A 24,865-nucleotide genomic window follows, 5' to 3' on the forward strand; every position below is an offset into this window, starting at 1 on the left:
GCGATCAGTTCAGCACCGCCGCGTTGAACCCGCCGTTGCGCCACTTGGTCAGCGCGGCGGTAAAGTTCGCCCCCGGCAGGCCGTCGATCTCTGCGGCATAATACCCCGCCTCCTTCAGAACACCCTGCACCGCGCGGATCGTATCGCGCGACCATTGGTCGGGCAGGTCCGTCAACTGGCGCAGCACTTCGCCCCGGTCCTCGGCGGCCCCGCGCAGCAGCATGATCGCGGCCTTGTCGGGGTCACGCGGCACGCCCCTGCCCTCGTCCAGAAGGATCGCCGCAGCGCGGTATCCTTCGGGCTCTCCATCACGCGCGGCGCGCTGAAAATACGCAAGCGCGTCAGAAGGATCATCCACCGCGCCGTCCTGCGCCAGAACGCCGAGGTTGAAGGTCGCCTTGGCCGATCCTTCCTCGGATGCCCTTTTGAGAAGGGCGATGGCGCGCGCAGGCTCTGCCGGCACCGTCGTGCCTTCCAGCAATGTGATGGCGAGATTGATCATCGCATCATGGCTGCCCCCCTCTGCCGCCCGCTCGTAGAGCTCCAGCGCCCGCTCGACATCCATCGGGACGGCGGTGCCCCTTTCAGTCAGTTGCGCGAGGCTGACCATGGCGCGCAGATCACCACGGTCCGCCGCGTTGCGATAAAGCACGACCGCGCGTTCCAGATCACCGGTCGCCGCCGTGGCGCGGGCCAGAAGTGCCACATAGTGCGGCAGTTCGGGCTGGCGCGAGGCCGCAGCGCTGCACGCCTGAATCGCCGCGACCGCGTTCTGTTGCAGTCGCGAGAACGGCACGCCGCGGTTTTCGGCCGTGGCATCACGCGGATGCGTGGCAAGCCGTTCGCAGATCTTGCCCGGTGTCGCGTCTTCAGGACGCGGCAGATTGCCCAGCAGCCGTGCCGCCTCCGCGCTGTTCGGCGCGTCCGGGTAGCGTTCGAGGTAAAGCTCCAGCAGCGGGCGCATCCGGCTGCGCTGTGCCAGTTCCCACAGGCGCTCTGCACGGTCCACGCCACCCGATCCCTCCAGCGAGCGTGTTCTGGTGCCGGTTTCCAGAAACGCCATTGCTTCTTCGGTATGCGCGCCGGTGGGGTAGCGCTCCATGTACAGCGACAGAAGGTCGGGGTCGCGTTCGTCCACCGCAATCTGGTAGAGCATGCTTTCCTCGGAAATCGTAGGCGGGCTGATGTTGAACTGGAAATTGCGCGTCAGCGACGAATTCTCCCACGGGATCTGCTTGCCCCCCGTCGCCGCCAGCACATCGCGGCGCACACCGATCATCATCTGCGCCACGTCCTGACCGGGGGTATAGAGATGGTGCAGCATCGCTTCCGTGAAGAAACTGTTTCTGCCAAGGCCGTCGTAGGCCACGTTGTCGGGCTGTGTGGCATAGGAGAACAGGAAATTCGCCTCGGTTCCCACCCGCGCAAGACCGCTGCCGACGCGCGGATCATCGACCGCGCCGAAGGGGTTGTCGCGACAGGCGTCCAGAAACACCAGCTTCACGCCCTGCGACCGCTCCATCGCGCGCAAGAGCGCATCCAGCCCCAGTGTCTGGTCCACAAGATCCGCGGCTGAGGCAATCGCGGCATCGGTCGGAACAAGATAGTTGCGCCCGTCGATCTGGAACCCGTGACCCGCATAATAGAGCAGCACCACGTCCGCATCTTCCGCACGCGCGCCAAAATCATCGATCAGGCGCGCGAACCTTTCGCGCGTGGCGTCGATCTCGAGCATGACCTCGAATCCCAGCCCTTCGAGGGCCACCGAGATATCGAGGGCGTCGTTCTTCGGATTCTCCAAAGCCGCGATGCGGGCGTAATCAGAATTGCCCACCACCAGCGCCAACCGCGTTTCGGCGCTGGCAGCACCGGCGACAAGCGCCGCCCAGAGGACAAACAGACCTGCAAGAACACGCATCATTGCATCACAGGCCCGTGGCGCGGCTCAGCTCGATACCGACGCTGTCGACCGCTGCGGCAACCGTGGTGATCGTCGCACGCTGGACCGACGCAAGTTCGGGATCATCCACCCGCACGAAGGCGATGGATTTGCGGATTTCGGCGGCGGCCGTGTCCAGTGCGGCCCGCGCTTCGCTGGCGGCATCACGGCGGATCTGGTCACGCTGCGCATCTGTCGTGGCGGCGGCAAGCCTGCTTTGGGCACGGCTGCGCGCCGCATTCACGTTCTGCCGCGCATCGCGGACGATGCGTGCAACATCCTGCATGCCGGGCGGCAGATCGGTCGCGATCTCGTCCAACTCGTTCGCGAAATCATCCAAAGCATCCGACAGACAGGCAAGGTACCGGTCCACATCCCCCGAAATCTCGGCACAGGAACCCGACGCCAGTTCAAGCGTGCCGGCGATTTCCTGAACGGTTTCCAGCGTCTCGCGCGCGTCCGACAGGGCTGCGGCGGTGGCGGGTGTGCCGCCACCCGATCCGTTGCCCAGGCCCGCCGGTCCACTCTCCTCCCCGATCGACAGCGATAGCGTGATCCGGTCTGCCGGATTCGGCAGCGTGAAGACCGGGGCCACCTCTGGCCGGAAAATCGGCGCCTCCGCTTCCTCTTCGGCTTCCAGAACCGTCAGGGCGCCATCGGTAAAGGTGATCGCGTAGTTCTCCAGCCGGTCCCCCTCTGCGGCAAGGACTTCGATGGCAAAGGGGCTGTCGGTTGCCGTTGCTTCCACCGCGGCCCCCTCACTGAAGAGCGTCACACTGTCGACAATGTCGGACAGCAGCAGACCACGGGCGGTGAATTCGGTTCCGTCAAAGGCGACTGCCTCGCCCTCCGTTTTCGTCCTGTCGTCGGCGGTGATCTCCAAAGCCGCCGGATCGACCGTGAGCGCACCGTTCGCAAGGCTGATGTCGTAATTCTGCAAACCGGTGCCTGACGGCGCGGCCCCCGTGATGGCGTAGGGGCTGCCCGCCACTTCCGCTTCAGCCGCAGCGCCGTCCGAGGCGATGGTGATCGTGTCGAGACTGTCCGCGAAGAACAGCTCCCCGCCGGTGATGGCGAACTCCGTGCCGTCAAAGGTCAGCCCCGCGCCGTAGGTCTTGCGCGCGTCGTTTACCGTCACTTCCAGCGTGGCGGGATCGACAGTGAGCGCACCATCCACGAAGTCGATGCTGTAGTTCCCGATCCGCGTGCCGGTGACCGGCGCGGACCCGGTGATCGCATAAGGGCTGCCCGCCACTTCCGCCTCCGCCGCAGCGCCGTCCGAGGCGATGGTGATCGTGTCGAGGCTGTCCGCAAAGAACAACTCGCCGCCGGTGATGGCGAACTCGGTGCCGTCAAAGGTCAGACCCGTGCCATAGGTCTTGCGCGCGTCACTCACCGTGACTTCCAGCGCGGCGGGATCGACCGTGAGCGCACCGTCCACGAAGTCGATGCTGTAGTTCCCGATCCGCGTGCCGGTGACCGGCGCGGATCCTGTGATCGCGTAGGGGCTGCCCGCCACCTCCGCCTCCGCCGCAGCACCCGCCGAGGCGATGGTGATCGTGTCGAGGCTGTCCGCAAAGAACAGCTCCCCGCCGGTGATGGCGAACTCGGTGCCGTCAAAGGTCAGCCCTGTGCCGTAGGTCTTGCGCGCGTCGTTTACCGTCACTTCCAGCGCCGCGGGATCGACCGTGAGCGCGCCTTCCACGAAGTCGATGCTGTAGTTCCCGATCCGCGTGCCGGTGACCGGCGCGGACCCCGTGATCGCGTAGGGGCTGCCCGCCACTTCCGCCTCCGCCGCAGCGCCCGCCGAAGCGATGCTGATCGTGTCGAGGCTGTCCGCAAAGAAAAGCTCGCCGCCGGTTATGGCAAACTCCGTGCCGTCGAAAGACAGCCCCGTGCCGTAGGTCTTGCGCGCGTCACTCACCGTCACTTCCAGAGGGGCTGGATCGACCGTGAGCGCACCTTCCACGAAGTCGATGCTGTAGTTCCCGATCCGCGTGCCGGTGACCGGTGCGGATCCGGTGATCGCGTAGGGGCTACCCGCCACTTCCGCTTCAGCCGCAGCACCCGCCGAGGCGATGGTGATCGTGTCGAGGCTGTCCGCAAAGAACAGCTCGCCGCCGGTGATGGCGAATTCGGTGCCGTCAAAGGTCAGCCCCGCGCCGTAGGTCTTGCGCGCGTCGTTTACCGTCACTTCCAGCGTGGCGGGATCGACAGTGAGCGCACCATCCACGAAGTCGATGCTGTAGTTCCCGATCCGCGTGCCGGTGACCGGCGCGGACCCGGTGATCGCATAAGGGCTGCCCGCCACTTCCGCCTCCGCCGCAGCGCCGTCCGAGGCGATGGTGATCGTGTCGAGGCTGTCCGCAAAGAACAACTCGCCGCCGGTGATGGCGAACTCGGTGCCGTCAAAGGTCAGACCCGTGCCATAGGTCTTGCGCGCGTCACTCACCGTGACTTCCAGCGCGGCGGGATCGACCGTGAGCGCACCGTCCACGAAGTCGATGCTGTAGTTCCCGATCCGCGTGCCGGTGACCGGCGCGGATCCTGTGATCGCGTAGGGGCTGCCCGCCACCTCCGCCTCCGCCGCAGCACCCGCCGAGGCGATGGTGATCGTGTCGAGGCTGTCCGCAAAGAATAGCTCCCCGCCGGTGATGGCGAACTCGGTGCCGTCAAAGGTCAGCCCTGTGCCGTAGGTCTTGCGCGCGTCGTTTACCGTCACTTCCAGCGGCGCCGGTGTGATGTCGGCCGACCCGCTGAGTGCGACGACGGCGTAGGTTTCGGCTGCGGAGCTTGTCAGCGGCGTTGTATCCACCGTGAAGCTGCGGGTGCCGACGGTGTTGTCGGGGAAGGTGAGCGTCTGGAAGATCGGGGATGTGTCCAGTGTCTCGCCCGCATCGGCAAAAACATAGGCGGACGGCCCGCCGGTGACGGATCCTGTCGCAGTTGCATCGGGTGTCTCGCCGTAGACAAGGGCAAGCGGGTCAGGCTCTGCGAAGACAACGCGATCGATGCTGTAGATCGACGGATAGCGCCCCGAAGCGCCCGGTGCCCAGACGGTGAAATCCCACCCGTCGGCGGTCGCGCGGTCAAAGAATGCGTCGGTATCCTGAAGCTCTGCCGTTGAAAGACCAAGGCCAACGCCGGTGCCCGGCGGGTTGGTACGGCCGTAGGCGTCTTCGTCCCAGTAGGAATTGACGACGTTGGTCGTAGGCGCCGATGTGACGAGATCGCGGTCGTAGAAGCCCACCAGCCCCTCGACACCCGGATCACCGGCGCCGCCCACGGTGACAGTACTTGCCCCGAGGGAGGTGATGATGGCGCCGCCAGTGGAGCCGCCCACCAGCGATCCGATCCCCAGCGGCGCGCCGGAATTGTCGGTCAGGGCGCCGGTCGAATAACTGTCCGTGATCGTACCGCCTTCATTGGCACCGGTGTGCCCGCCGACGACCGACACGACCTCGGCCGCGGCCTGATTGTCGACCGGCCCGCGCGCGGCGGTCCGTGTCATGGCGCCCTCGTTGAGACCGGCAAAGCCGCCTGTCGCGGTTCCGTAGGTATCGGGGACAGGTTCAACCCCGAACGACGGCATCCGCAGGGTGACGCTGCTGTTGGAATAGGCGTCCTCTATCGAGCCCGCATTGCCACCGACAAAGCCGCCGACCACACCTTCGAGGTTGGTGGTATAGCTCACCGGACCGGTCGCAAATGCGACAGAAATATCGCCTTCCGGGCTGCCTTCGGTCACCGCCTCGTTATAGCCGGCAAACCCGCCAACGAAGGAATTGACCAGTTCTGACGTAACCGTGACCGCCCCCGTGGCCGAGGCGTCGGTCATCGGGCCGGCGTTCACACCGACCAGACCGCCGATATAGGAAGACAGCGTTGCTTCCTCGGCGGAGAGGTTGGAGACCGTGACGTCCCCCGTTGCCGAAAGCCGCTCTGCACGCCGCGTTGCGGTCCCCTGATTGCGGCCAATCAGACCGCCCACGGCAACCCGCGCGCCCTCGGCATTTACGGTAACAGCGCCGGACGCGCTGGCATCCGCGGTCGAGCCGATGCTGCGCCCGATCAATCCCCCTGCGGCGACCTCGCTTGAACCGGTGCCGGTAACGCTCACCGTTGTCGAGCTTGAAGAGTTGGCGATCCCTTCGACCGAATTATTTTCGCCCGCAAGGCCACCGATGTAGAGCGGACCACCATTGGCGGTGGCGCTGACCGAACCGGTGGCGCCGACACCCACCATGGTGCCGCCGTTGATGCCGACCGCGCCGCCGACCGAGCGGTTCGCCAGCGTCGTGCCGCCTTCGGTGATGGCTGCGTTCACCGTGCTGTTGGAAATCGTGCCGAGGAAGTTGCGCCCGACAAGACCGCCGATAGCGTTGCTCAGATCGCTTTCGCTTTCAATGGCGACGCTGCCGTCGAAGTTGCTGTTGCTGAGCGTGGACCCGGCCCCGCGCAATTCGCCGACCAGACCGCCGAAATTGCCCGAGCCGAACAGGCTGAGCGTTCCGTTCACATCCACGTTGTCGATCGTCGTATCCACCGACAGGCCGGACAGGATGCCGACGCTGCTGTCACCGGCAACATTCGCGTTATTCAAGGTCAGATTCGTGATCGTTGCGCCGCTGGTCTCGCCGAACAGCCCCGCGATCTCGGAGGTCAAAACCGTCAGGTCGTCGATGCTGTTCCCCTGCCCGTCGAGTGACCCGGTAAAGGCCCCTACCGGGGCGCTGATCGGATCGAACCCGAGGCCAAGCTGCCACTGGTCGGTGCCCGCCGCGTCAATCGTGCCGGCCAGGGCGAAACTTTGCGAAGACAGGCCATCGGATCCCATCCCCTGAAGTCCGAAGGCATCCGTCAGCAAATATGGATCGCCATCCACGCCGCTTCCGCCCATGGCCCGCAGGAAGCTGGTGCCGATCGCCCCCGACAGCGCGAAATCACGCGCGCTGAATCCGGGCAAGGTCGCCCCCAGCTGCTGCCAGTCTCCATTGAACAAGCGGAAAGTATCCACGTTGATCTCGCCCGCAGCAGCGGTGGTCAATGTGCCATCCGCCGTCAGTTCCAACCCTCCGGACGGGGCGGTGATCCCGTCATTGAAGACGATATCGTTGTCCGCGATCATACCGAGGGTAAAACCGCTCGCCCAGGCGACCTCGGCGTTGACGGTGATGTTTCCGGCATCCGAAAGGTCGATATCTTCGGTTGTCAGCGTGACGTTACCGGACTCGAGGTTTCTGGAAAGGACCGCGACATCGACGAAGGACGCACCGGGATCACTGTCAGTGGTATCGATGTTCAGATTGCGCGGATCGAGAAGAAGCTGGCCCGCAGCACCCGCCGGAGCGCGGCTATCGACAAGGCCGGAAAAGGCCAGCGTGTCCTTGCCCGACACCTCGACAAAGCCGCCGTCACCGCCCAGATCGCCTCCGCGCGCCGAAATCGTACCCGCGAACTCGGTCCGCTCGTCGGACCACAGGATCACGCGGCCACCGTCGCCCATGCTCCAGGCATCGGCGGTGATGGTCGTTTCGGCATCGACCCCGAGGTAGAGTGCGGTCGGCAGCCCGTCGCTGCCACGCAGCGCCCCGCCGATGCGGATCACGCCGCCCCCTTCCGGGCCGCTTGCGTCGATGCTTGCCCCGGCCAGATCGATCTGCCGACCGATGATCGTCACGTCACCGCCGCCGCGCCGTGCGAGCGGCCGCGGCGATTCAGCCACCACGATCGCCGGTCTGCGCGGTGCCTTGGCGCGCGTCGTGACGCGGCCCGAAACCGTGACGCGCCCTCCCGCGCCGCCGCCCAGCGTGATCACGCCGTTGCGCACGGACACCGACCGCGCCTCGGCCACGCCGGACAGGTTGATGGCGTGGCGGGCCGCATGGCGGGCGGTCGCCGCGCGCATTTCGATGCTGCCGCCCTCTGCCGATACGGTGCCCGCGTTTTCGATGAGCGCGCGCATCTCTCCGTCGCCTTCGGACGGCACCTCGATCTGAAGGAACCGGTCGCCCGACAGATCGAGCGTGGCACGCTCGCCCGCGCCGAAGCCGATCCGGCCCATCGGCACCATCACCAGCCCCGAGTTTGACACCCGACCGCCCAGAAGCGCCGCGAACCCGCCCCGACCCACGGTGATCGTTCCGCGGTTGTCGACAGCGGCGGAACTGCCCAGACCGTCAAACCGCAGCCGACCGGCCATGAAATCATCGTCACCGGTATCCAGCGTCGACCCCACGAAGCCGCCACCGGCGCTGACCTCTCCGGTTTTGCCGATCAGCAGACCGTTGGGGTTGACCACATAGACCTCGCCCGTCGCCGAAAGCCTGCCGTGAATTTCACTGGTGGTGGCGCCTGTCACACGGTTCAGGATCGCGCTGGAGCGGTCAGGCTGGCGGATCTCGACAGAGTTGCCCCGCCCGATCGAAAAGCTGTCCCAGTTCATCACCGCGCGGTCGGAGCCCTGATCAAGAACCATCACCCCCGCACCGGGAACAGAGACCGATACATCCCCCTGCGCGACAGTGCCCCCCTGCGGCAAGGCGTCTTGTGAAAATGCTGTGTGCGGGTGCAGGAATCCCAGAATGACCAGGGTCAGCGGCGCCAGCCGGGCACCCCAACGTTCAGAAGCGGAAATTACCCGAAATGCTGAAACGCGTGTCGTCAGAACCATTGTCCCGTTCTCCCTTGGCCAATTCGACCCTCAAACTGCTTGCTCTAAATCGCGACTCTGTCTGTGAAAAAAGATCGAACCCCACGCCGTAGGAATGGGCGCTTTCGTGGCCGCTTTCGACGGCGGTTGGTTGTTCGATCGAAACGCCCCCGGCGGCCACAAAGGCATAGGGGCTGACGAGGAAAGGCGTATTTGCAAATGTCGTGCGTGTCTGGTGCGCGATTTCGGCGCGGACGACCCAACCGCGGTCCCCGCGCAACGCTCCGGATTCGAACCCCGACAGCGCGCTCGCGCCAGAGAGGCCGAACTGTTCGGACGTGACCAGCGCATCCCCGAAAGACAATTGCGCACGGCCCGAAACCGACAGAATGATCCGTTCGGACAAAGCGCGCTGGTGGAAGGCCGAGAGGCTGAGCTTGGTAAATTCGGCATCCGCGCCCTGCCGCGACAACGGCGTGCCGGTGCCCACGTCATCGGCGCCGCGCGCGCCCCACGCATCAACCCCGCGCGACAGCACCGCCCCCAGATCGGTGAATGCCCCGTCCTCGTGGATGTAGCTGAAGTTTGCGCCAAAGCGCAGGACTGTGGTTTCGTCTTCGTAGATCGGCGTCGCTCCGGCAATGGTGAGCAGATCCTGGCTGTCCTGCTGGCGGTCGACCGCAAAGGTCGTCGTCAGGTTCATCTGGCGCGACCGGATCACCGGATAGATCAGGCGCAGCGACTGGCGGTCGAAATTCGACCGGGTGGGTGCCGTGGCGTTATCCGGGGTCGTGTCACTGGTCGTGAACTCCGCGTTCAACAGCAGACCGGACACGCCCAGCGGCACCACGAAACCCGCCGCCAGCACGCGGTAGCGCGGATCACTGTCGAAAAACCCGCTCGGCGTGCCGGAAGCGCGGGCATAGATCGATTCGCCGTATCCGAAGGGGCTGTTGAATTCGACCCCGGCATTCAGGGACAGCTTTCCCAGATCGTCGGAAATCGCATTGTCGAAGCCGACAAAGCCGGTGATTTTCTTGTACTCGGGGTCGAGGGTCAGCACCGTGCCGCCCGGTGTCCGCCCCGATCCGAGCGCCGTACCGAGCGCCACACCCGCCGTGTCCCCCGCCAGCAGCAATTGCCGCTCAAGCTCGGCCAATGTCAGGCCCCTGCGGTTTTCGAGGGTCGAGGTCAGACGCTCGAGGCGCTGGCGCACTTCGGGCGGGACCGACTCCGCGTTCACCTCTTCGATGAAACCATCGACGACCTGTACCTTCAGAACGCCGCCGTCCCGCAGGCTTTGCTGGGGCAGCACGACGCGGGCCAGAACATACCCCGCGTTGGCGTAATCCTCTTCCAAGGCCGCGACAGCATTGAACAGTTCCGATACCGGTACGCGGCGACCGGTCAGACGTGCCTCAAGCTTTGCGTTCGCGTCGGCCATCTGGGGCAATCCGCCCTGCAGGTTCACGCCCGACAGGGTGACACCGATCCGTTCGGCACCCGGAGGGGCCTGCGTGCCCGTTGCCCCGGAAAAGACAATCGCCCCGTTCAGATTCTGCAAGGGCGGCGTGAAACTCTCTGGGGTGACTGTGCTGGCCGTGGTTCCGTCCTGCGCCAAGGCAGGGCTTGCAGTGCAAAGCGCGACAGCCATTCCCGCACAGGCGGCAAATCGACGGAAGTTTTCAAGACGCAGCTTGGCTGTCACCATGGGGTGCACTCCAGAACAATGACTTTGATTAAAAATTGATACTCGATACGAAACGGCCGCTGAATAATTTCGGCCCGTATCACAGTGTAACCCGCCTGCCACCGCTTTATGCAAGATAAATTTCGGTCATTTCCCCTATAAGCGCAAAGTTGCGATGCAAGCGCAGATCGAGGCATCCGGCACCGGTGCGCCCCCGCGCGAGCGGCCTTTTCCGGGACGTCCGGGGTTGCTACGATGCACTCATTTGAAGAGGTCGCACGCCGTGACGATATTTTACACGAAGGATTTGCAGTGGGTCCGCGAGACGCAGGATGGCTTTGTGGTGGGGCTGACTGCGCGGGCTGTGAAAGAGATGGGCAAGCTGACGCTGGTTGAATTGCCACCGCTTGGCGATCGTATCCAGATCGGCGACGAGGCGGTTCTGATCGAAAGCACCAAGGCCGCGACCGACCTTGTCGCGCCGCTGTCGGGTCAGGTGATCGAATGCAACGATGGCGTCACGCGCATGCCGACGCTCGCCAGTGAGGAGCCCGAAGGGGCCGGATGGCTGTACAAGCTGCGGGCGGAGGACCGCTCCGAACTCGCGCTTCTGTCGCGGCAGACGCCGGACGACGAGCAGGAATAGCGCAGATATTCCCTTTTGCCTTTGGCGGCTCTTGCCGCTTGAGCGCGCTGCATCTGCCATGGCTCCGAAGGCACCTCGGCGTTTTGCAGAATGTTCACTTTTGAAGGGTTGCCCTTCGAAAAACCGGCTGCAATGCTGTCCTCCCAAGCGGCGGCCCTGTCCGGCTGCTGCCTGTCAGGGTGACCATGCCGGAACACGGGCAATGGTCGGCTCGCTCGGCTATCCCCACAGTCTGAATCCAATCGCAAAGCACAGAACCCACGGGCGAAATACCGGCGCACAGGTCGTGGAACGCAATTCCGCCATGCGGTATTGCGGCCTCGGGTTTTTCAGCCTAACCTCTGGTTATGCCGTGTGTCTCTGGGAGGGTGATGTTCGGCGTGGTCGCGGGAAGGCTCTCTGTTGAACACTGCGTTTGACCGGCGAGGCAGGCCAAAACGGCAAGAGGGGGATGCCGGAGAAGCCTAATCAGTATCTGGACCTCTTTTGCCGCCATCGCGCGATGCGCACAGCCGGATCGCGCGATCACGTTGCTGCGGCTCCAATCAAGACAACTTGAGAAAAAACAAACCATCGGGAAGGTAAACAATGAAATCCACAAAGAAATTTACGCAGTTGGTCCTCGGCTCGGCGCTCGCTACGTTCGGGCTGTCGGCTGCGGCAATGGCGCAGGACTATGACTGGCCGCGTCTGCTGGTCATCGGGACACCGGGCACCTCGACGGGCAGCTTTGCCTCGACCAACGGCTGGGGCCCCACGCTTCAGGAAGAGACAGGCACAACCGTGCGCATCGTGCCAGAAGACAGCGAGCCGATGCGCTACAAGCGTCTGACCGACCGCGAGGATATCGCGATTTCTTCGGTGTCGGCGTCTGAAATGGCCGCGCAGACCGAAGGCTTCGGCGGCTATGCTTCGGCCAAGCCGCTGCCGCAGCGCATTCTGTGGCACCATAACGACACGCCCTGGGGCTTTGTCGTCTCCGGCGATTCGGACATCCAAAGCCTTGACGATATCGCGAAGGGCGGCGTGCGCGTGACATCCGGCGTCTTTTCGCCGGTGATCGTTGCGGTCATCACCGAAGCCCTGCCCGGCTTTATCGGCCTGTCCCCCGAAGAGGCGCAGGAAAAGATCGAATTCGTTCCCGCCTCTAGCTACGGCGAAAATTGCCGCTCCGTGGTTGAGGGCAAGTCTGACGTGGCCTATTGCTCGCCGATCTCATCGGTCCTGTCCGAAATGGAGGGTTCGCCCGGCAGCATCCGCTGGTTGCCGATGGACCCCGACGATACCGAAGCCTGGGACCGTTTCCTGAACGTGCGTCCGATGACGATCCCGACCAAAATCTCCTTTGGCGTGAAAACGGCGCAGGGTGTGAATTCGATGACATCGAATTTCGTCTATTCGGTACCGGCCACTGCGGACACGGATTTCGCCTACAACATGGCGAAATGGCTGCACACGTCCTTTGACAACTACAAGGGCACGCATGCGCTGGCGACCCGCATGTCGGTCGACCTGTTCCGTGAATTCCTGAATGCGAACCCGATTCCGGTGCACGAGGGAACCGTGAAATACCTGCGCGAAATCGGCCAGTGGACCGAAGAGGACGATGCGTGGAACGAAGAAGCGATCGCGCTGATGGACCGCTGGATCGAAGCGCGCAACGAGGGCCTGAAAACCGCCGCCGAACAGGGCGTCCGCGCGGATTTCCAGGACGAAGAGTTCCTCGCGATCATGGAAAAGGCGACCGAAGGTCTGCCAGCGTTCCGTTCGCGGCTCTAAGACGCGTCTGATCCGAAAATCGGCGAAGCGGCCCGACCGCTTCGCCCGTTTGACCACAGTCCCCAATTTCCGGAGCACCAGATGTCCGATCTGCAAAGTTCAGCGGCCGCCGACAGCGCGCCGAACGACGAGGTTACACGGCTTGGCCCGATGTTCTCGTTCACGTCCATCGCCTTTGTGGTTCTATGCTCCGCGGGGCTGGCGCTTGGGCTCTGCTATGCCTTCGGGGTGCCCATCGGGGGCAAGCGGATGCTCGAGGGACAGTATTACTGGTTTTTCATCGGTACATTCCTTGCTGCGGCATTCATCGCCCTGCCCGGACGCAAGGGCCAGACCGGCGTGCCGTTCTACGATGTGATCGCCGCCGCCATCGCCTTCGGGATCTGCGCGTGGTTCTCCAATTACGCCTGGGACATCGTTCAATCGGGCTGGACGAATTTTCCGGCCGGTGTCGTGCTGTGGGTCCTGATGCTGGAAATCGCGCGCCGCTCTGGCGGGGTGCCATTCCTGCTGGTCGTTTTCCTTCTGGGTCTCTACCCGCTGGTCGCGGACTTCTTTCCGGGCCTGCTGATGGGCATTCCCTACAGTTTCGAGCGGATGATCGAAGCGCATATCTTCCGCACCGAGGGGTTGATGGGCATCACGACAAAGATCGTGGCGGAAATCGTCCTTGGCTTTCTGGTCTTTGCAGGGGTTCTGATCGCGACCGGGGCCGGGCAGTTCTTTATCGATCTCGCCAATGCGGGCTTTGGAAAATATCGCGGCGGGGCTGCGAAGGTTTCCATCGTCGCAAGCGCCTTCTTCGGCTCGCTTTCTGGCTCTATCTTCTCGAACATTGCGGGGACCGGATCGATCACCATCCCGACCATGAAAAAGGTCGGATACCCGCCACACTATGCCGCCGCGATCGAGGCCTGCGCCTCGACCGGTGGCGTCGTCATGCCGCCCGTGATGGGGGCCATCGCCTTTGTCATGGCGATCACGATCGGCGTGGACTACGCGACCATCATGGTTGCCGCGATCCTGCCGTCGCTGCTGTTTTACTTCGGCCTGATCCTGCAGGTCGACGCCTATGCCGCGCGCAAGGGTCTTGTCGGGCTGAAGCAGGAAAACCTGCCTTCGGCGCGCGCGGTCATGAAACGCGGCTGGCCGTTCCTGTCGGTCATGGTCTTTCTGGTCTGGGGGCTGCTCTACATGCGCTGGGAATACTACGCCCCGTGGTATGCCAGCGCGCTGATGATCGCTCTCAGCTTCCTGCAACGCTCTACCATGATGACACCGACGCGCCTGTTCGCGACACTCCGTCAGGTGGGCGTACTGGTCACCCAGACCGCCGCCATCATTCTGCCCATCGCTTTTGTGGTCAGCGCCCTGACGATCACCGGCGTGACCGGCTCCATGACCTCCGGTCTGGTCGCCCTCGGCGGGGATAACGTCTATCTTATCATAGCACTCGGCGTGCTGGCCTGTTTCATCATGGGCATGGCCGGTCTTGCCATCGTGGCCTATATCTTTCTCGCCGTCACACTGGCGCCCGCCATCATCGAAATCGGCGGGCTGAACACCGTGGCCGTGCACTTCTTCATCGTCTACTACGCGATGCTGTCGGTCATCACACCGCCTGTGGGCGCCGCCGCCTTCCTTGCGGCGACAATCGCGGGGGCAAAACCGATGCAGACCTCCTTTACCGCGATGCGGCTCGGTGTCGTCATCTACTTTGTTCCGCTGTTCTTCCTGTTCCAGCCGGCGCTGGTGCTGCAGGGGGATCTGACCCCGTTGATCTACGTTCTGCCATCGATCATCGTAGGCATCATGCTGCTGGCCGGTGGCCTCGAAGGCTACCTCCTGGGCTTTGGCATGGTGCGTCCATGGATGCGTCTTCCATTGGCTGTGGCAGGCTTCGCCTTCAGCTTTCCGGGACTGCTTACCACGGTCATCGGGGGGGCGGCATCGGCTGCCATGGTCGCCCTGATCTGGCGGGACAACAGCAAGGAAAACACGGCTGTCGTCTAGCCGGCGCAGGCTGCACATCCATCGCCGGCAGCATATCGTTGACGGTCAATAATCATCACGGAGCGGGCGCATCATGCGCTCGTTTCGCTTTGCGGCTGGTGCGAGCGCTCTGAAGGCTCTGTCCCGATCTCAGCTTTCCCACATCCAGCGGCAGGCCGCATCGACCGCCGCGTGCAGGAGCAGCGTCAGGACCGCCAGTACGATCAGCGCGGCGAACATCAGGTCGATCTTTGCGCGACCGTTTGCCAGAAGCATCAGGTAACCAAGGCCGCAGGACGCGCCGACCCATTCGCCGATGATCGCCCCGATGGGAGCGTAGACCGCCGCCAGCCGCAGACCAGAGGCAAACCCCGGCATCGCGGATGGCACCCGCACACGCCACAGGATCCGACCGGGCGTGGCGTTCATCCCGCGGGCAAGCTCCAGCCAGCCGGGCGGTGTGCGCATCAGCGCGTCGAAGAACGCCGATGTCACCGGGAAATAGATGATAAGAAGCGCCATCGCGACCTTGGACCAAAGCCCGTACCCAAGCCAGAGTGTCAGGATCGGCGCCAGCGCGAAGACCGGCACCGCCTGACTGAAAACCAGCACAGGCCGCAGGACCGAACGGGCGACCGGAGACGCGGCGAGCAGGATCGCCGAGGCAAAGCCGAGCAGCGCACCGATCCCGAGGCCCAGAATAACCTCCAGCGTGGTGACGAGCGCATGGTCGGCCAGAAGTGCGCGACTGGTCCACAGCGTGGCAAAGACCAGTTGCGGACCGGGCAGGATAAAGCGCGGCAGATCGGCGAGGGTGACGATCGCCTGCCAGACAGCGGTCACCAGCAGGGCGATCCCCAGCGTGCGGCAGGCGCGTATCATGCGGCCTCCATCAGCAGCCGCAACAGCCGCCCCTGATAGGCCAGCGTTTCGGGCGCATCGAAGGGACGGGGCACAGGTGTGTCGGGCGGGGGTCGCGACGTGATGCCTGCGCCCGTCATCAGCAGAACATGCTGCCCCAGCCGCGCGGCCTCGGCCACGTCGTGGGTGACGTGCACGACCGTGCGACCGGCCAGAACCTCGGCTGCCAGATCCTGCATGCGCGCGCGCGATCTGGCATCGAGGGCCGAAAAGGGTTCGTCCAGCAATACGACTGGCCGGTCCTCCATCAGGGTGCGGGCGAGCGCGGCGCGCTGGCGCTGCCCGCCCGACAACGCATGGGGCCGTTTGCCGGCATGAGCGTCCAGACCGACACGTTTCAGCACCTCGCGCGCGCGGTCGCGCCGGGGCCTTTCACCGCGCAGTCGCGCGCCGAGCATGACATTGGCCGTCACGTCGAGCCACGGCAACAGCAGGTCGTCCTGCGCCATAAGCGCTATGCGGCGGCGCAACGTCGCCCCGTCCCCTGCCACCAGCCTGCCCTCGAAGGCGACCTCGTCCGCCAAGCCCGCAATCACCCGCAAAAGGGTGGACTTGCCCGTGCCGGAGGGGCCGAGCAGGCAGGTCCATTCCCCGCCCGGCACCCGAAGCGCAAGAGGCCCGAAAATCGGCACTCCACCGATCGCAGCACTGCCCGTCAGATCCAGCGCAGGAGCCGTAGTCATACTGACAGACCCGTTGCACCGGTCCGGACGCACAGCCGGCCCCCGGCGCAAATGCGTGGCCATGGCGGCAGGCGGGAGGCTAGGTACCGCTTGCAATCAGCGCCCTGCGGCGCCTCGTAACTCACCGAAGGATCGTTCCTGACGATGCGCGCAGCAGCACGCCACAGCCCGACTCTGCCGATGCTCATTGCTGTCCGAGATCGACCGCAAGATCGGACACGGCGCGCAGCCCGTCGACCAGACCCGCTTCGTTCAGGAAGGCTTCGAAACGGGCGTAGCGTCCCTCGTCCAGCGCCTCGGGGCGCAGGGCAAAACGCGGAACCGTATCGACCCATGCCCGCGCATTCAGCTCGTCCTGCAATTCGACGGCGGTTGCGGAAAAGATCTCCCAGCTTTCATCGGGATGGTTGACGATGAACTGGGTGGCTTTCTCGGTCGCGGCCAGGAACCGGCGGACCATGTCCTTGTCCATCGTTTCGGGATTGGCGACGTAGATCAGCTCGTCATAAGTCGGCACGCCCGTTTCCTCGGGATAGAAACAGCGGCCCGGCACCCCCTCGATGTCCATCTGGTTCAGCTCGAAATTGCGGAACGCGCCGATGACGGCATCCACCTGCCCCGACATCAGCGCGGGCGAGAGGGACCAGTTGACGTTGACCAGCTCGATATCCCCCATGGCAATGTCCACCTGTCCCAGCATCTCGGCCAGCAGCGCCTCCTGTACGCCCGCCACCGAAAAGCCGACCTTGCGGCCCCTGAGGTCCGCGATGCTGTCAACGGGGCCGTCCTGAAGCACCAGCAAGCAGTTCAGCGGTGTCGCGACCAACGTGCCGACGCGCACCAGCGGCATGCCCTCGGCGACCTGGAGATGCAGCTGCGGCTGGTAGGAGATCGCGATATCGGCGCGGCCCGCCGCAGCCATCTTGGGCGGATCAGACGGATCTGCGGGGGCAATGACAGCGACCTCCAGACCCGCCTCGGCGAAGAACCCTTTCTCTTCGGCGATCACGATGGGCCCGTGATCGGGGTTCACGAACCAGTCGAGCACAACGGTCATCTGGTCCTGAGCGGCGGCGGGCGTGGCGGCAAGAAGGGCGAGGGCGGCAAGTCTTGATATCATTCGTTTTCTCCATCTGGTGTGTATCGGGGTGGGGGATCGCCAAGAGCGACAAGGAAAATAGGGCCTTCCCAGACGCGCGACAGCCGCTCGGCGGCAGCCCAGGCGCGCAGGCCCGAGCGGCAGCACAGCACGGCGCGGTGGCCGGTATCCGGGGAAGGCCCGTCCGGCCCGAAGGCCGTGACAGGCAGGCGGTGGGCTGACGGTCGCACCAGCGGTGCCTCATCAGCAGACCGCAGATCGACAACGAAATCGTTTTCCCGGATGTCGGAGACGGCAAGAAAGCGCGGCGCCTGCGCGGGCTCTGGCGCGCCAGTGAAGGCGAAGCCGCCAAAGCGCAGGTTTGAGCCGTCAAAGGTGACGATACTGCCCAGCGGCGACGGCGCGATGCCCGCGATAAGCGCCAGCGCCATCTGCGCCTGAAGGGCGCCGATCACCCCGACGACCGGCCCCAGCACGCCGTCTTCGGCGCAGGACCCCGCGCTGCGTGGCAGATCGGGAAAGACGGCCCGCAGGCTGGGGGCATCCCCGCAGAAAGCCCCGGCGTAACCGCCCAGACCGATGACCGAGGCACTGACCAGCGTCAGACCTTTGGCGCGGCAGGTATCGGACAGGATATAGCTGACGGCAAAACTGTCGGCACAATCCAGAACCAGATCGGCGTCCTTGCAAAGCGTATCGGCATTCGCCGGATCAAGGGCCGCGATCACCGGCTCGACGCGGCAGTCGCGGTTCAGCGCGCGAAGGGCGGCGGCGGCGACCTCGGCCTTGGGGCTGCCCACATCGGCCTCGCGGAACAGCGTCTGCCGGTGAAGGTTCGCCACCTCGACCCTGTCGGGATCGACGATCCGTATCCGCCCGACGCCCGCCCCGCCCAGATATTGCAGCACAGGGGCCGCAAGCCCCCCTGCCCCGACGATGACCACACGGGCGTTGCGCAGGCGGTCCTGACCTTCCGGCCTCATTTCAGGCAGAGCGATCTGGCGGGCGTAACGGTTCATCGGGTCGCCTCGACCCACTGCCGCACGCGCCCTTCCGGATCGTCGTTCAGCGTGATGTCGGTGACGACCGACACGATGTCCGCACCCGCCTGAAAGGCACCTGCCGCGCGGTCGACACTCATCCCGCCGATGGCGACGAGGGGCAACTCGCCGATCAGCTGCTTCCATTCGGACACCCGCCCGAGGCCCTGCCGCTCCCATTTCATCTTCTTCAGGATGGTCGGGTAAACCGGGCCGAGCGCCACGTAATCCGGCGACAGCGAAAGCGCGCGGTCAAGTTCGGCATGGTCGTGGGTGCTGATACCCAGCTTCAGGCCCGCCCGCCGGATCGCGCCCAGATCGGCGGTATCGAGATCCTCCTGCCCCAGATGCACCCAGTCACATTTTTCATCGATGGCGATGCGCCAGTGGTCGTTCACGACAAGCACAGCGCGGTATCGCCGGCACTTTTCCATGGCTTCGGAAACGAGGCGTCGAACCTGCGCCTCCGGCGTGTCCTTGATCCGCAGTTGCACCAGTTTCACACCGAGGGGCAGCATCCGGTCCAGCCAGCCGGGGTGATCGAAAATCGGATAGAACCGGTCGAGCGTCATGTCAGGAAAGCCTTTCCAATGACCGGTGTCGAGGGCGCGGCCATGTCGCGCGGCTCCATCGGGTCGGCCTCACGGGCGAGCCGGCCTGCCTCTACCGCGCGGGCGAAGGCTTCGGCCATCGCGGCCGGATCCCCTGCCTTCGCGACAGCGGTGTTCAGCAGGACCGCGTCAAAGCCCATCTCCATCGCCATCGCAGCCTGGCTGGGCAGCCCGAGCCCCGCGTCGATGACCATGGGAACATCCGGAAACTGCGCCCTGATCGTGCGCAATCCGTAGACGTTGGTCAGCCCCAGCCCGGTGCCGATGGGCGCGCCCCACGGCATCAGGACCTCGCACCCGACAGACAGCAGGCGGTCGGCCAGCACGACATCCTCGGTCGTGTAGGGAAAGACCTGAAATCCGTCCTCGGTCAGGATACGGGCGGCTTCGACCAGACCGAAGGGATCGGGCTGGAGTGTGTCGGCATGGCCGATGACTTCGAGCTTGATCCACGGCGTGTCGAAGAGCTCGCGCGCCATATGCGCGGTTGTGACGGCTTCGCGAACGGAATGGCAGCCGGCGGTATTGGGCAGCAGCGTGACATCCAGATCGCGCACCAGATCCCAGAAGGCCGTACCGGCCCGGTCGGCGCCTGCCTCGCGGCGGACGGAAACGGTTGCGACACCGGCACCCGAACGTTGAAAGGCGCGGGCCAGCACGCTGGGCGACGGGTATTGCGCCGTGCCCAGCATCAGCCGCGATGTGATCTGTTTTCCGTAGACCTGCATCCTAGCCCCCCTGCCGGGGTGCGACGATCTCGATCCGGTCACCCGGCGACAGCGCGGTATTCTCCCGCGCGGTGGCGGGCACAAAGCTTTCGTTGACCGCCGATGCGATCTTGGCCCCGCCGTAGCCGAGTTCGTCAAGTGCGCCGGCAAGCGTCTCTGCGCGCACCTCCGTAGGGGTGCCGTTAACGGTGATCTTCATACAAAAACTCCGGTTTGGTGCCCTCGCAGGCCATCTCTGCCGCCATCCGCGCCAGCGCGGGCGCAAGCAGAAAGCCGTGGCGAAAAAGGCCGTTGACGTAGATTGTCGCACCGCGCCGTTGCAGGCGCGGCAGGTTGTCGGGAAAGGCAGGGCGGGCATCGGCGCCGACTTCGACCAGTTCTGCCTCGGCAAAGGCGGGATGCAGCGCATGCGCCGCCGACAAAAGCTCGAGGACAGCGCGGACGCTGCGGCGACGGTCATCGCTTTCGATTTGCGTGGCGCCGAGCATGAACAGACCGTCACCACGCGGCACGACGTAGAGCGGAAAGCGCGGGTGGAGCAGCCGGACCGGCCTGCTGAGGCGGATGTCGGTGCTGCGCAGCACTGCCATCTCTCCCTTCACGCCGCGCAGATCGCGCAAGGCATCCCGCGCCGCCAGCCCGCGGCAGTCGAATGTCAGGCCCCCTGCGTCCGCTTGCCCGGAGGCGAAGGTGACACCGGCCTGCATCAAACCTTCGCGCAACCGGAACAGCGCGGCGCGCGGATCGATATGTCCTTCGTCGGCGATATGAAGGGCGCGGTCGAACCGACCGTCGAGGTCAGGCTCAAGTGCGGCCAGCGCAGCCGCGTCGGCTTGCCGGTGCTGTGGAACACGGCGTGCGAAACGGTCAAGCTCCCGCCGGTCACGGTCGAGGGCGACCGCGACGGTTCCCCGCCGCGCAACTGCCACACCCTGCCGTTCCCACCAATCGGCGGCTTCCTGTCCCAGCCGCACAACCGGTTCCTCGGCGGTTTCGCCCTCGCAGAAAGGGGCCAGCATCCCGCCTGCCCACCACGAACACCCGTGCGGCCCGGGCCGATCGGCTGGGTCGATGACGGTCACATCGCAACCACGGGCGACCAGTTCCGTCGCCACGCACAGCCCCGCAACGCCGGCGCCCAGTACCGTCGCGCGCATCATCGGCTCCAGACCTCGTAAAAGTGGTGAACCGGCCCGCAACCGCCGCCGATCTGCAACCCGTCCGCCGCGCGGATCGCACCGTGCAGCCATGCCTGCGCGCGCCGGACCGCCGCCACGACGGTGGCCCCTTTCGCCAGTTCGGCAGCGATCGCCGACGACAGGCTGCATCCGGTCCCGTGGGTGTTGCGCGTCGCAAGCCGTGGTTGCGACAGCTCCGTTGTCGCAAAGGCTGTGACCAGCCTGTCGATGCAGGTCGCACCGGTCGCGTGGCCGCCTTTCATCACCACTGCCCCTGCTCCAAGTGCGCGCAACGCATGCCCCTGTGCCTCGGTCTGCGCGGCGGTGTCTGCGGGGTCTTGCCCCAACAGGCGGGCCGCTTCGGGCAGGTTCGGCGTCAGCACATCGGCACGCGGCAGCAGGCGTTCGATCAGCGCGGCCTCGGCCTCTTCGGCCAACAGCGCGTGCCCCGACTTTGCGATCATCACGGGATCGAGCACGACAGGGCCGCGATAACCTTCGAGCGCATCGGCCACGGCGGCGATGATCTCTGGCGATGCGAGCATCCCGATCTTGATGGCTTGCGGGGGGATGTCTTCGAGAACGGCTGTTATCTGCGCGCCGACCACGGCGGGCGATACTTCCTCGACCGCGAAAACACCTCGTGTGTTCTGCGCGGTGATCGCCGTGATCGCACTGGTGCCGTACACGCCGAGGGCCGAAAAAGTCTTGAGATCGGCCTGGATGCCCGCACCTCCACCGCTGTCGGAGCCCGCGATGGTCAAAGCTGAACAATGTGGCATCTTCTACATCTCCTCCGGCGAGGGGAGGAGGAAGAACAAGCGGGAAAGGACGGTGCGCCTGATCTTGCTCCGTTTCCTACGCCGGTATTGTCCGGATCAGGTTCAATGGGTTAGCTTGCGCCTCTCAGCCCCAGACGGGGCACCCCAACGGATTTGGATTATTGATATCAGCCTGCGGACGCCCCTGCAACTGCCCAAAGCGCGCGACCGGATTCGGGGCGCGAGGGGCCGGGTGTGAAGGCCGGTGACCGGCGGCCAGTCCTACCGAAGGCAAACCGTGCCAGTTGATGCTGGCCATCAAACGCGCAATAGATCTTGATACCATCACCACCCACAGCACGATTTTGATACCGAACCGAACCGCAACCACAGGACCCCCCATGACAGATACCATTCTCGCCGAATTTCTACTGCCGACGGAAGAGCTGCGCGATGATCTGCCTTTCTATACGAAGACGCTGGGCATGCGGCTTGAAAATATCTATCCCGCCGATGACCCATCTGTGGCGAGCTTTTCCGGCTACGGCATCCGCCTGCGGATCGAGAAAGGCGCCGATGTCGCCCCCGGCCATCTGCGCATTCTGACCGACGATCCCGACAGTTTTTCGGATGGCGCGCGCGAACTGACCGCGCCAAACGGCACCCGCATCACGCTTGCGCCGCTGACCCCACAGGTAGACCCGATCGAAACCCAGCATGAATTCGCCGTCCGCCGCCTGCGCGACGAAGCGCCATGGGTGATCGGCCGCGCGGGTATGCATTACCGCGATCTGATCCCGTCCCGCCTCGGCGGGTCGATCATCGCCAGCCACATCCGCATCCCCGACGGCGGCCCCGTTCCGGACATGGTCCACTACCACACGGTCGGGTTCCAGCTGATCTTTTGCTATCGCGGCTGGGTCGATGTGCTCTACGAGGATCAGGGCGATGTGATCCGCCTGCACGCAGGCGATTGCGTGACCCAGCCGCCGGGGATCCGCCACCGTGTCGTCGAAGCCTCTCCCAACATCGAGGTGATCGAGATCGGCGTGCCAGCCGAACACGTCACCACCATCGACCACGATTTCACGCTCCCCAACGGCAAAGGCGATCCCGCCCGCGAATGGGACGGCCAGACCTTTGTGCACCACGTAAAAGACAGGGCGGAGTGGCATCCCTTCCGCATCCCCGGCTTCATCGCGCGCGACACCGGCATTACCGCGGGGACCAAGGGCGTGGCCGGTATTCAGGTCGTCCGAAAAGGCGACGGCGAAACGAGGGCCTTTACCCACGATGCCGACATCCACTTCACCTTCGTGATGGAGGGTACGATGACACTGGCGGCCGATGGTCACGATCCCCGCCAGCTCGAAGCGGGTGACGGTTTCGTCATCCCGCCCGGGTTGGTCGCGACTTACAACGATGCCTCGCCTGATCTCGAACTGCTCGAAGTCGCGCTGCGCGGTGATTTCACGACAACGCTGCGGTAACCGCTCCAGAAACGCAAACGCCGCCCCGGAGGGCGGCGTATAAGCGTCTGATAACGCGTTTTTATTGGTTGCGGGAGTAGGATTTGAACCTACGACCTTCAGGTTATGAGCCTGACGAGCTACCGGGCTGCTCCATCCCGCGCCAATGTGTGTCACCTAACGCGAGTCGGAACGGACTGCAACCCTGAACGCCATGCTCCAAGGCCCAAAACCACCGAAATTCGATATTTATTTCCACGGTGCGGCAGCGGGTATTCGTTTCTGTACCCCTTGGCTTTGACGGCCCGGTTTTCAGCCATCCCCTTCTGCGGATCAGCGGTAGACAAGCGGCGGTTTGATGTTCGGCAGTGGTGGCATTTTCCATGTCAGGATCACCGGATCGACCGATCGCAGTCCCCGCAAACCACATTCATCTGCTTGGCCGTTTTGGAAGATGCTTGGCGCGCAACACCTGGGATGCTGTCACGAACAACTCTGCGAGATTGGCGATCCCTGAAGGACTCGAACCCTCAACCTGCTGATTAGAAGTCAGCTGCTCTATCCAGTTGAGCTAAGGGACCGCTTGGGCCGTTATGGGTCAACTGTCCGCGCCCATCAAGAGGCATCAGCCCCGATGAAACCACACAGGCAGGGTGGTGCGGCAGACGTAATTGATGAAGGGCGGTTTCACGATCCCGCGCTCGGGGTCGCGAACCGGATTGCCGCGGATCTTCTCGTAGCCCAGTGCCACGGCGTCCGGCCAGGGAAGGTCCTCCGCTCGGGCGAGTTTGCGGAAGAACCGTTTGGCATGGAAATCCGGCTTCGCCCAGCCTTTGACGTTCCAGTCTTCTCCGACACTGTCCGCGACCGACTGGCGGACTGCATTCGTCTCTTTCAGCGCCGCGCTGTTTGCGTGCTTGAGATGAACCAGAAACACGCCGTCCGGCATCTCGAACGGGAATTTCAACGCCCGCCGGTGGCCACAGAAGACACCGTGCAGACGCAACGGCATCCCGCGTTTTGTCGCCCAGGCCTTTGAATAGTTCCCGGTGACCGCCGCGATGCGGCGCTGCGCGAACACGCTTTCAGTGGCTTGCAGCTCAGCGTCGCCGTCAACCTCCGCAAGGTTGAGGCCGAGGGCGAAAATAGCGGGGGCGGCGGTGCTTTGAAAGACATCCGCGAAGGAGCTGTGTAACTGCGGATCGTAGCAGATCAACTCGTCAGCGTCTGTCTGGATCACCCAGTCGTAGATGTGGTTCAGGGCGGACTGTATGTCGTTCATCACCCGCAAACGCACGCGGTCGAAGTTTGCCAGATCGTCGCGCGGGATGGTGATGATGCTGGCGTCGGGACAAAGCTGTGCAATCTTGGGATCCTGCCCATGACAGATAATATAGAGGTTCGCTGTTCCGACTTCCCGACCGTAGTGGCGGTACCACTGCGAAATGGCCCAATAGTCCTGATAGACCATCGTGAGAGCGCAAATTTTCATTGGGGCATTCCAGTACAGACAGATCCGAGAACGTTTCGTGCGTATAATGCACGACATTCTGCCCCTCTCAAGGAATGGCTGCGACCCGATTGCGGCGGCCCCTTCCGGCGGTTCAGGAGTGCCGGATCGCGGATCGAATTTGGCTGCCTGCTTCGGCGGGCCGCTTTGTAGTTTATTGTATTTGT

Annotated in this window: 17 protein-coding genes, 2 tRNA genes and 1 riboswitch; of the genes, 4 read left to right on the top strand and 15 right to left on the bottom strand. The window is 64.3% G+C overall.

Annotated elements, in window-relative coordinates:
- Positions 1 to 4: 4 nt before the first annotated feature.
- Genes ABMC89_RS17335 through ABMC89_RS17345 form a run of 3 tightly spaced genes read right to left on the bottom strand, consistent with a single transcriptional unit; the run spans position 5 to position 10,245 of the window.
- Positions 5 to 1,918: a caspase family protein gene (locus ABMC89_RS17335; protein WP_349570179.1), complete on the bottom strand. Its 1,914-nt coding sequence runs from the start codon at positions 1,916 to 1,918 to the stop codon at positions 5 to 7.
- A gap of 7 nt (positions 1,919 to 1,925) precedes the next feature.
- On the bottom strand, positions 1,926 to 8,612 hold the full coding sequence (locus tag ABMC89_RS17340; protein WP_349570181.1) for an MBG domain-containing protein: 6,687 nt from the start codon (positions 8,610 to 8,612) through the stop codon (positions 1,926 to 1,928).
- Entirely contained in the window at positions 8,563 to 10,245 is a 1,683-nt protein-coding gene (locus ABMC89_RS17345) for a ShlB/FhaC/HecB family hemolysin secretion/activation protein (RefSeq protein ID WP_349570183.1), read from the bottom strand. Before ABMC89_RS17345 ends, ABMC89_RS17340 begins: the two co-directional genes overlap by 50 nt.
- A 319-nt stretch (positions 10,246 to 10,564) precedes the next feature.
- Here ABMC89_RS17345 and ABMC89_RS17350 point away from each other — a divergent pair, with 319 nt between their 5' ends.
- The 3 genes from ABMC89_RS17350 (at position 10,565) to ABMC89_RS17360 (ending at position 14,719) form a co-directional block, all read left to right on the top strand.
- A complete protein-coding gene (locus ABMC89_RS17350) occupies positions 10,565 to 10,927 on the top strand; it encodes a glycine cleavage system protein H (protein ID WP_349570185.1) in 363 nt (120 codons plus the stop codon).
- A 588-nt stretch (positions 10,928 to 11,515) separates the two neighbouring features.
- Entirely contained in the window at positions 11,516 to 12,706 is a 1,191-nt protein-coding gene (locus ABMC89_RS17355) for a TAXI family TRAP transporter solute-binding subunit (protein WP_349570187.1), read from the top strand.
- Positions 12,707 to 12,787: 81 nt separating this feature from the next.
- Complete coding sequence (locus tag ABMC89_RS17360; protein ID WP_349570189.1) at positions 12,788 to 14,719, top strand: TRAP transporter permease; 1,932 nt, start codon at positions 12,788 to 12,790, stop codon at positions 14,717 to 14,719.
- Positions 14,720 to 14,848: 129 nt separating this feature from the next.
- Here ABMC89_RS17360 and ABMC89_RS17365 read toward each other — a convergent pair whose 3' ends face one another.
- From ABMC89_RS17365 to thiD, 9 genes are all read right to left on the bottom strand, one after another.
- Positions 14,849 to 15,580 carry an ABC transporter permease gene (locus ABMC89_RS17365; RefSeq protein ID WP_349570191.1) on the bottom strand — a complete coding sequence of 244 codons (732 nt, stop codon included), beginning with the start codon at positions 15,578 to 15,580 and terminating at the stop codon, positions 14,849 to 14,851.
- Positions 15,577 to 16,302, bottom strand: coding sequence for an ABC transporter ATP-binding protein (locus tag ABMC89_RS17370; protein WP_349570192.1), 726 nt, complete (start codon positions 16,300 to 16,302; stop codon positions 15,577 to 15,579). The genes ABMC89_RS17365 and ABMC89_RS17370 overlap by 4 nt, the downstream gene beginning before the upstream one ends.
- Positions 16,303 to 16,486: 184 nt before the next feature.
- Positions 16,487 to 17,422 carry an ABC transporter substrate-binding protein gene (locus tag ABMC89_RS17375; protein WP_349570193.1) on the bottom strand — a complete coding sequence of 312 codons (936 nt, stop codon included), beginning with the start codon at positions 17,420 to 17,422 and terminating at the stop codon, positions 16,487 to 16,489.
- A complete protein-coding gene (locus ABMC89_RS17380; protein ID WP_349570194.1) occupies positions 17,419 to 18,420 on the bottom strand; it encodes a ThiF family adenylyltransferase in 1,002 nt (333 codons plus the stop codon). The genes ABMC89_RS17375 and ABMC89_RS17380 overlap by 4 nt, the downstream gene beginning before the upstream one ends.
- Positions 18,417 to 19,013, bottom strand: a complete 597-nt coding sequence (locus ABMC89_RS17385; protein WP_349570196.1) for a thiamine phosphate synthase — start codon at positions 19,011 to 19,013, stop codon at positions 18,417 to 18,419. The genes ABMC89_RS17380 and ABMC89_RS17385 overlap by 4 nt, the downstream gene beginning before the upstream one ends.
- Positions 19,010 to 19,780 (bottom strand): thiazole synthase, encoded by a 771-nt coding sequence (locus ABMC89_RS17390; RefSeq protein WP_349570198.1) that lies wholly within the window; start codon positions 19,778 to 19,780, stop codon positions 19,010 to 19,012. Before ABMC89_RS17390 ends, ABMC89_RS17385 begins: the two co-directional genes overlap by 4 nt.
- A gap of 1 nt (position 19,781) precedes the next feature.
- Positions 19,782 to 19,979, bottom strand: a complete 198-nt coding sequence (gene thiS, locus ABMC89_RS17395) for a sulfur carrier protein ThiS (RefSeq protein ID WP_349570200.1) — start codon at positions 19,977 to 19,979, stop codon at positions 19,782 to 19,784.
- Positions 19,963 to 20,940: an FAD-dependent oxidoreductase gene (locus ABMC89_RS17400; protein ID WP_349570202.1), complete on the bottom strand. Its 978-nt coding sequence runs from the start codon at positions 20,938 to 20,940 to the stop codon at positions 19,963 to 19,965. Before ABMC89_RS17400 ends, thiS begins: the two co-directional genes overlap by 17 nt.
- On the bottom strand, positions 20,937 to 21,740 hold the full coding sequence (gene thiD, locus ABMC89_RS17405) for a bifunctional hydroxymethylpyrimidine kinase/phosphomethylpyrimidine kinase (RefSeq protein ID WP_349570204.1): 804 nt from the start codon (positions 21,738 to 21,740) through the stop codon (positions 20,937 to 20,939). The genes ABMC89_RS17400 and thiD overlap by 4 nt, the downstream gene beginning before the upstream one ends.
- Positions 21,741 to 21,796: 56 nt before the next feature.
- Positions 21,797 to 21,897, bottom strand: a riboswitch (TPP riboswitch).
- A 223-nt stretch (positions 21,898 to 22,120) separates the two neighbouring features.
- Here thiD and ABMC89_RS17410 point away from each other — a divergent pair.
- Positions 22,121 to 23,209, top strand: a complete 1,089-nt coding sequence (locus ABMC89_RS17410) for a cupin domain-containing protein (RefSeq protein ID WP_349570206.1) — start codon at positions 22,121 to 22,123, stop codon at positions 23,207 to 23,209.
- A gap of 65 nt (positions 23,210 to 23,274) precedes the next feature.
- Here ABMC89_RS17410 and ABMC89_RS17415 read toward each other — a convergent pair.
- The 3 genes from ABMC89_RS17415 to ABMC89_RS17425 form a co-directional block, all read right to left on the bottom strand.
- Positions 23,275 to 23,351: transfer RNA gene (locus ABMC89_RS17415), tRNA-Met, on the bottom strand.
- 341 nt (positions 23,352 to 23,692) lie between these two features.
- Positions 23,693 to 23,769, bottom strand: a tRNA-Arg gene (locus tag ABMC89_RS17420).
- A gap of 44 nt (positions 23,770 to 23,813) precedes the next feature.
- A partial coding sequence (locus tag ABMC89_RS17425) for a glycosyltransferase family 2 protein (protein ID WP_349570208.1) occupies positions 23,814 to 24,865 on the bottom strand: 1,052 nt, incomplete at its 5' end.

The sequence above is a fragment of the Sulfitobacter sp. HNIBRBA3233 genome (genome assembly GCF_040149665.1).
GTDB classification, from domain to species: domain Bacteria; phylum Pseudomonadota; class Alphaproteobacteria; order Rhodobacterales; family Rhodobacteraceae; genus Sulfitobacter; species Sulfitobacter marinivivus.

What these genes read in the sequence shown, in the direction of transcription:
- ABMC89_RS17410 (WP_349570206.1), top strand. Translation starts at nt 22,121, where the DNA reads ATGACAGATACCATTCTCGCCGAATTTCTACTGCCGACGGAAGAGCTG.
- ABMC89_RS17380 (WP_349570194.1), bottom strand. Translation starts at nt 18,420, where the DNA reads ATGAACCGTTACGCCCGCCAGATCGCTCTGCCTGAAATGAGGCCGGAA.
- ABMC89_RS17385 (WP_349570196.1), bottom strand. Translation starts at nt 19,013, where the DNA reads ATGACGCTCGACCGGTTCTATCCGATTTTCGATCACCCCGGCTGGCTG.
- ABMC89_RS17365 (WP_349570191.1), bottom strand. Translation starts at nt 15,580, where the DNA reads ATGATACGCGCCTGCCGCACGCTGGGGATCGCCCTGCTGGTGACCGCT.
- ABMC89_RS17360 (WP_349570189.1), top strand. Translation starts at nt 12,788, where the DNA reads ATGTCCGATCTGCAAAGTTCAGCGGCCGCCGACAGCGCGCCGAACGAC.
- ABMC89_RS17370 (WP_349570192.1), bottom strand. Translation starts at nt 16,302, where the DNA reads ATGACTACGGCTCCTGCGCTGGATCTGACGGGCAGTGCTGCGATCGGT.
- ABMC89_RS17335 (WP_349570179.1), bottom strand. Translation starts at nt 1,918, where the DNA reads ATGCGTGTTCTTGCAGGTCTGTTTGTCCTCTGGGCGGCGCTTGTCGCC.
- ABMC89_RS17355 (WP_349570187.1), top strand. Translation starts at nt 11,516, where the DNA reads ATGAAATCCACAAAGAAATTTACGCAGTTGGTCCTCGGCTCGGCGCTC.
- ABMC89_RS17340 (WP_349570181.1), bottom strand. Translation starts at nt 8,612, where the DNA reads ATGGTTCTGACGACACGCGTTTCAGCATTTCGGGTAATTTCCGCTTCT.
- ABMC89_RS17390 (WP_349570198.1), bottom strand. Translation starts at nt 19,780, where the DNA reads ATGCAGGTCTACGGAAAACAGATCACATCGCGGCTGATGCTGGGCACG.
- ABMC89_RS17345 (WP_349570183.1), bottom strand. Translation starts at nt 10,245, where the DNA reads ATGGCTGTCGCGCTTTGCACTGCAAGCCCTGCCTTGGCGCAGGACGGA.
- thiS (WP_349570200.1), bottom strand. Translation starts at nt 19,979, where the DNA reads ATGAAGATCACCGTTAACGGCACCCCTACGGAGGTGCGCGCAGAGACG.
- ABMC89_RS17375 (WP_349570193.1), bottom strand. Translation starts at nt 17,422, where the DNA reads ATGATATCAAGACTTGCCGCCCTCGCCCTTCTTGCCGCCACGCCCGCC.
- thiD (WP_349570204.1), bottom strand. Translation starts at nt 21,740, where the DNA reads ATGCCACATTGTTCAGCTTTGACCATCGCGGGCTCCGACAGCGGTGGA.
- ABMC89_RS17400 (WP_349570202.1), bottom strand. Translation starts at nt 20,940, where the DNA reads ATGATGCGCGCGACGGTACTGGGCGCCGGCGTTGCGGGGCTGTGCGTG.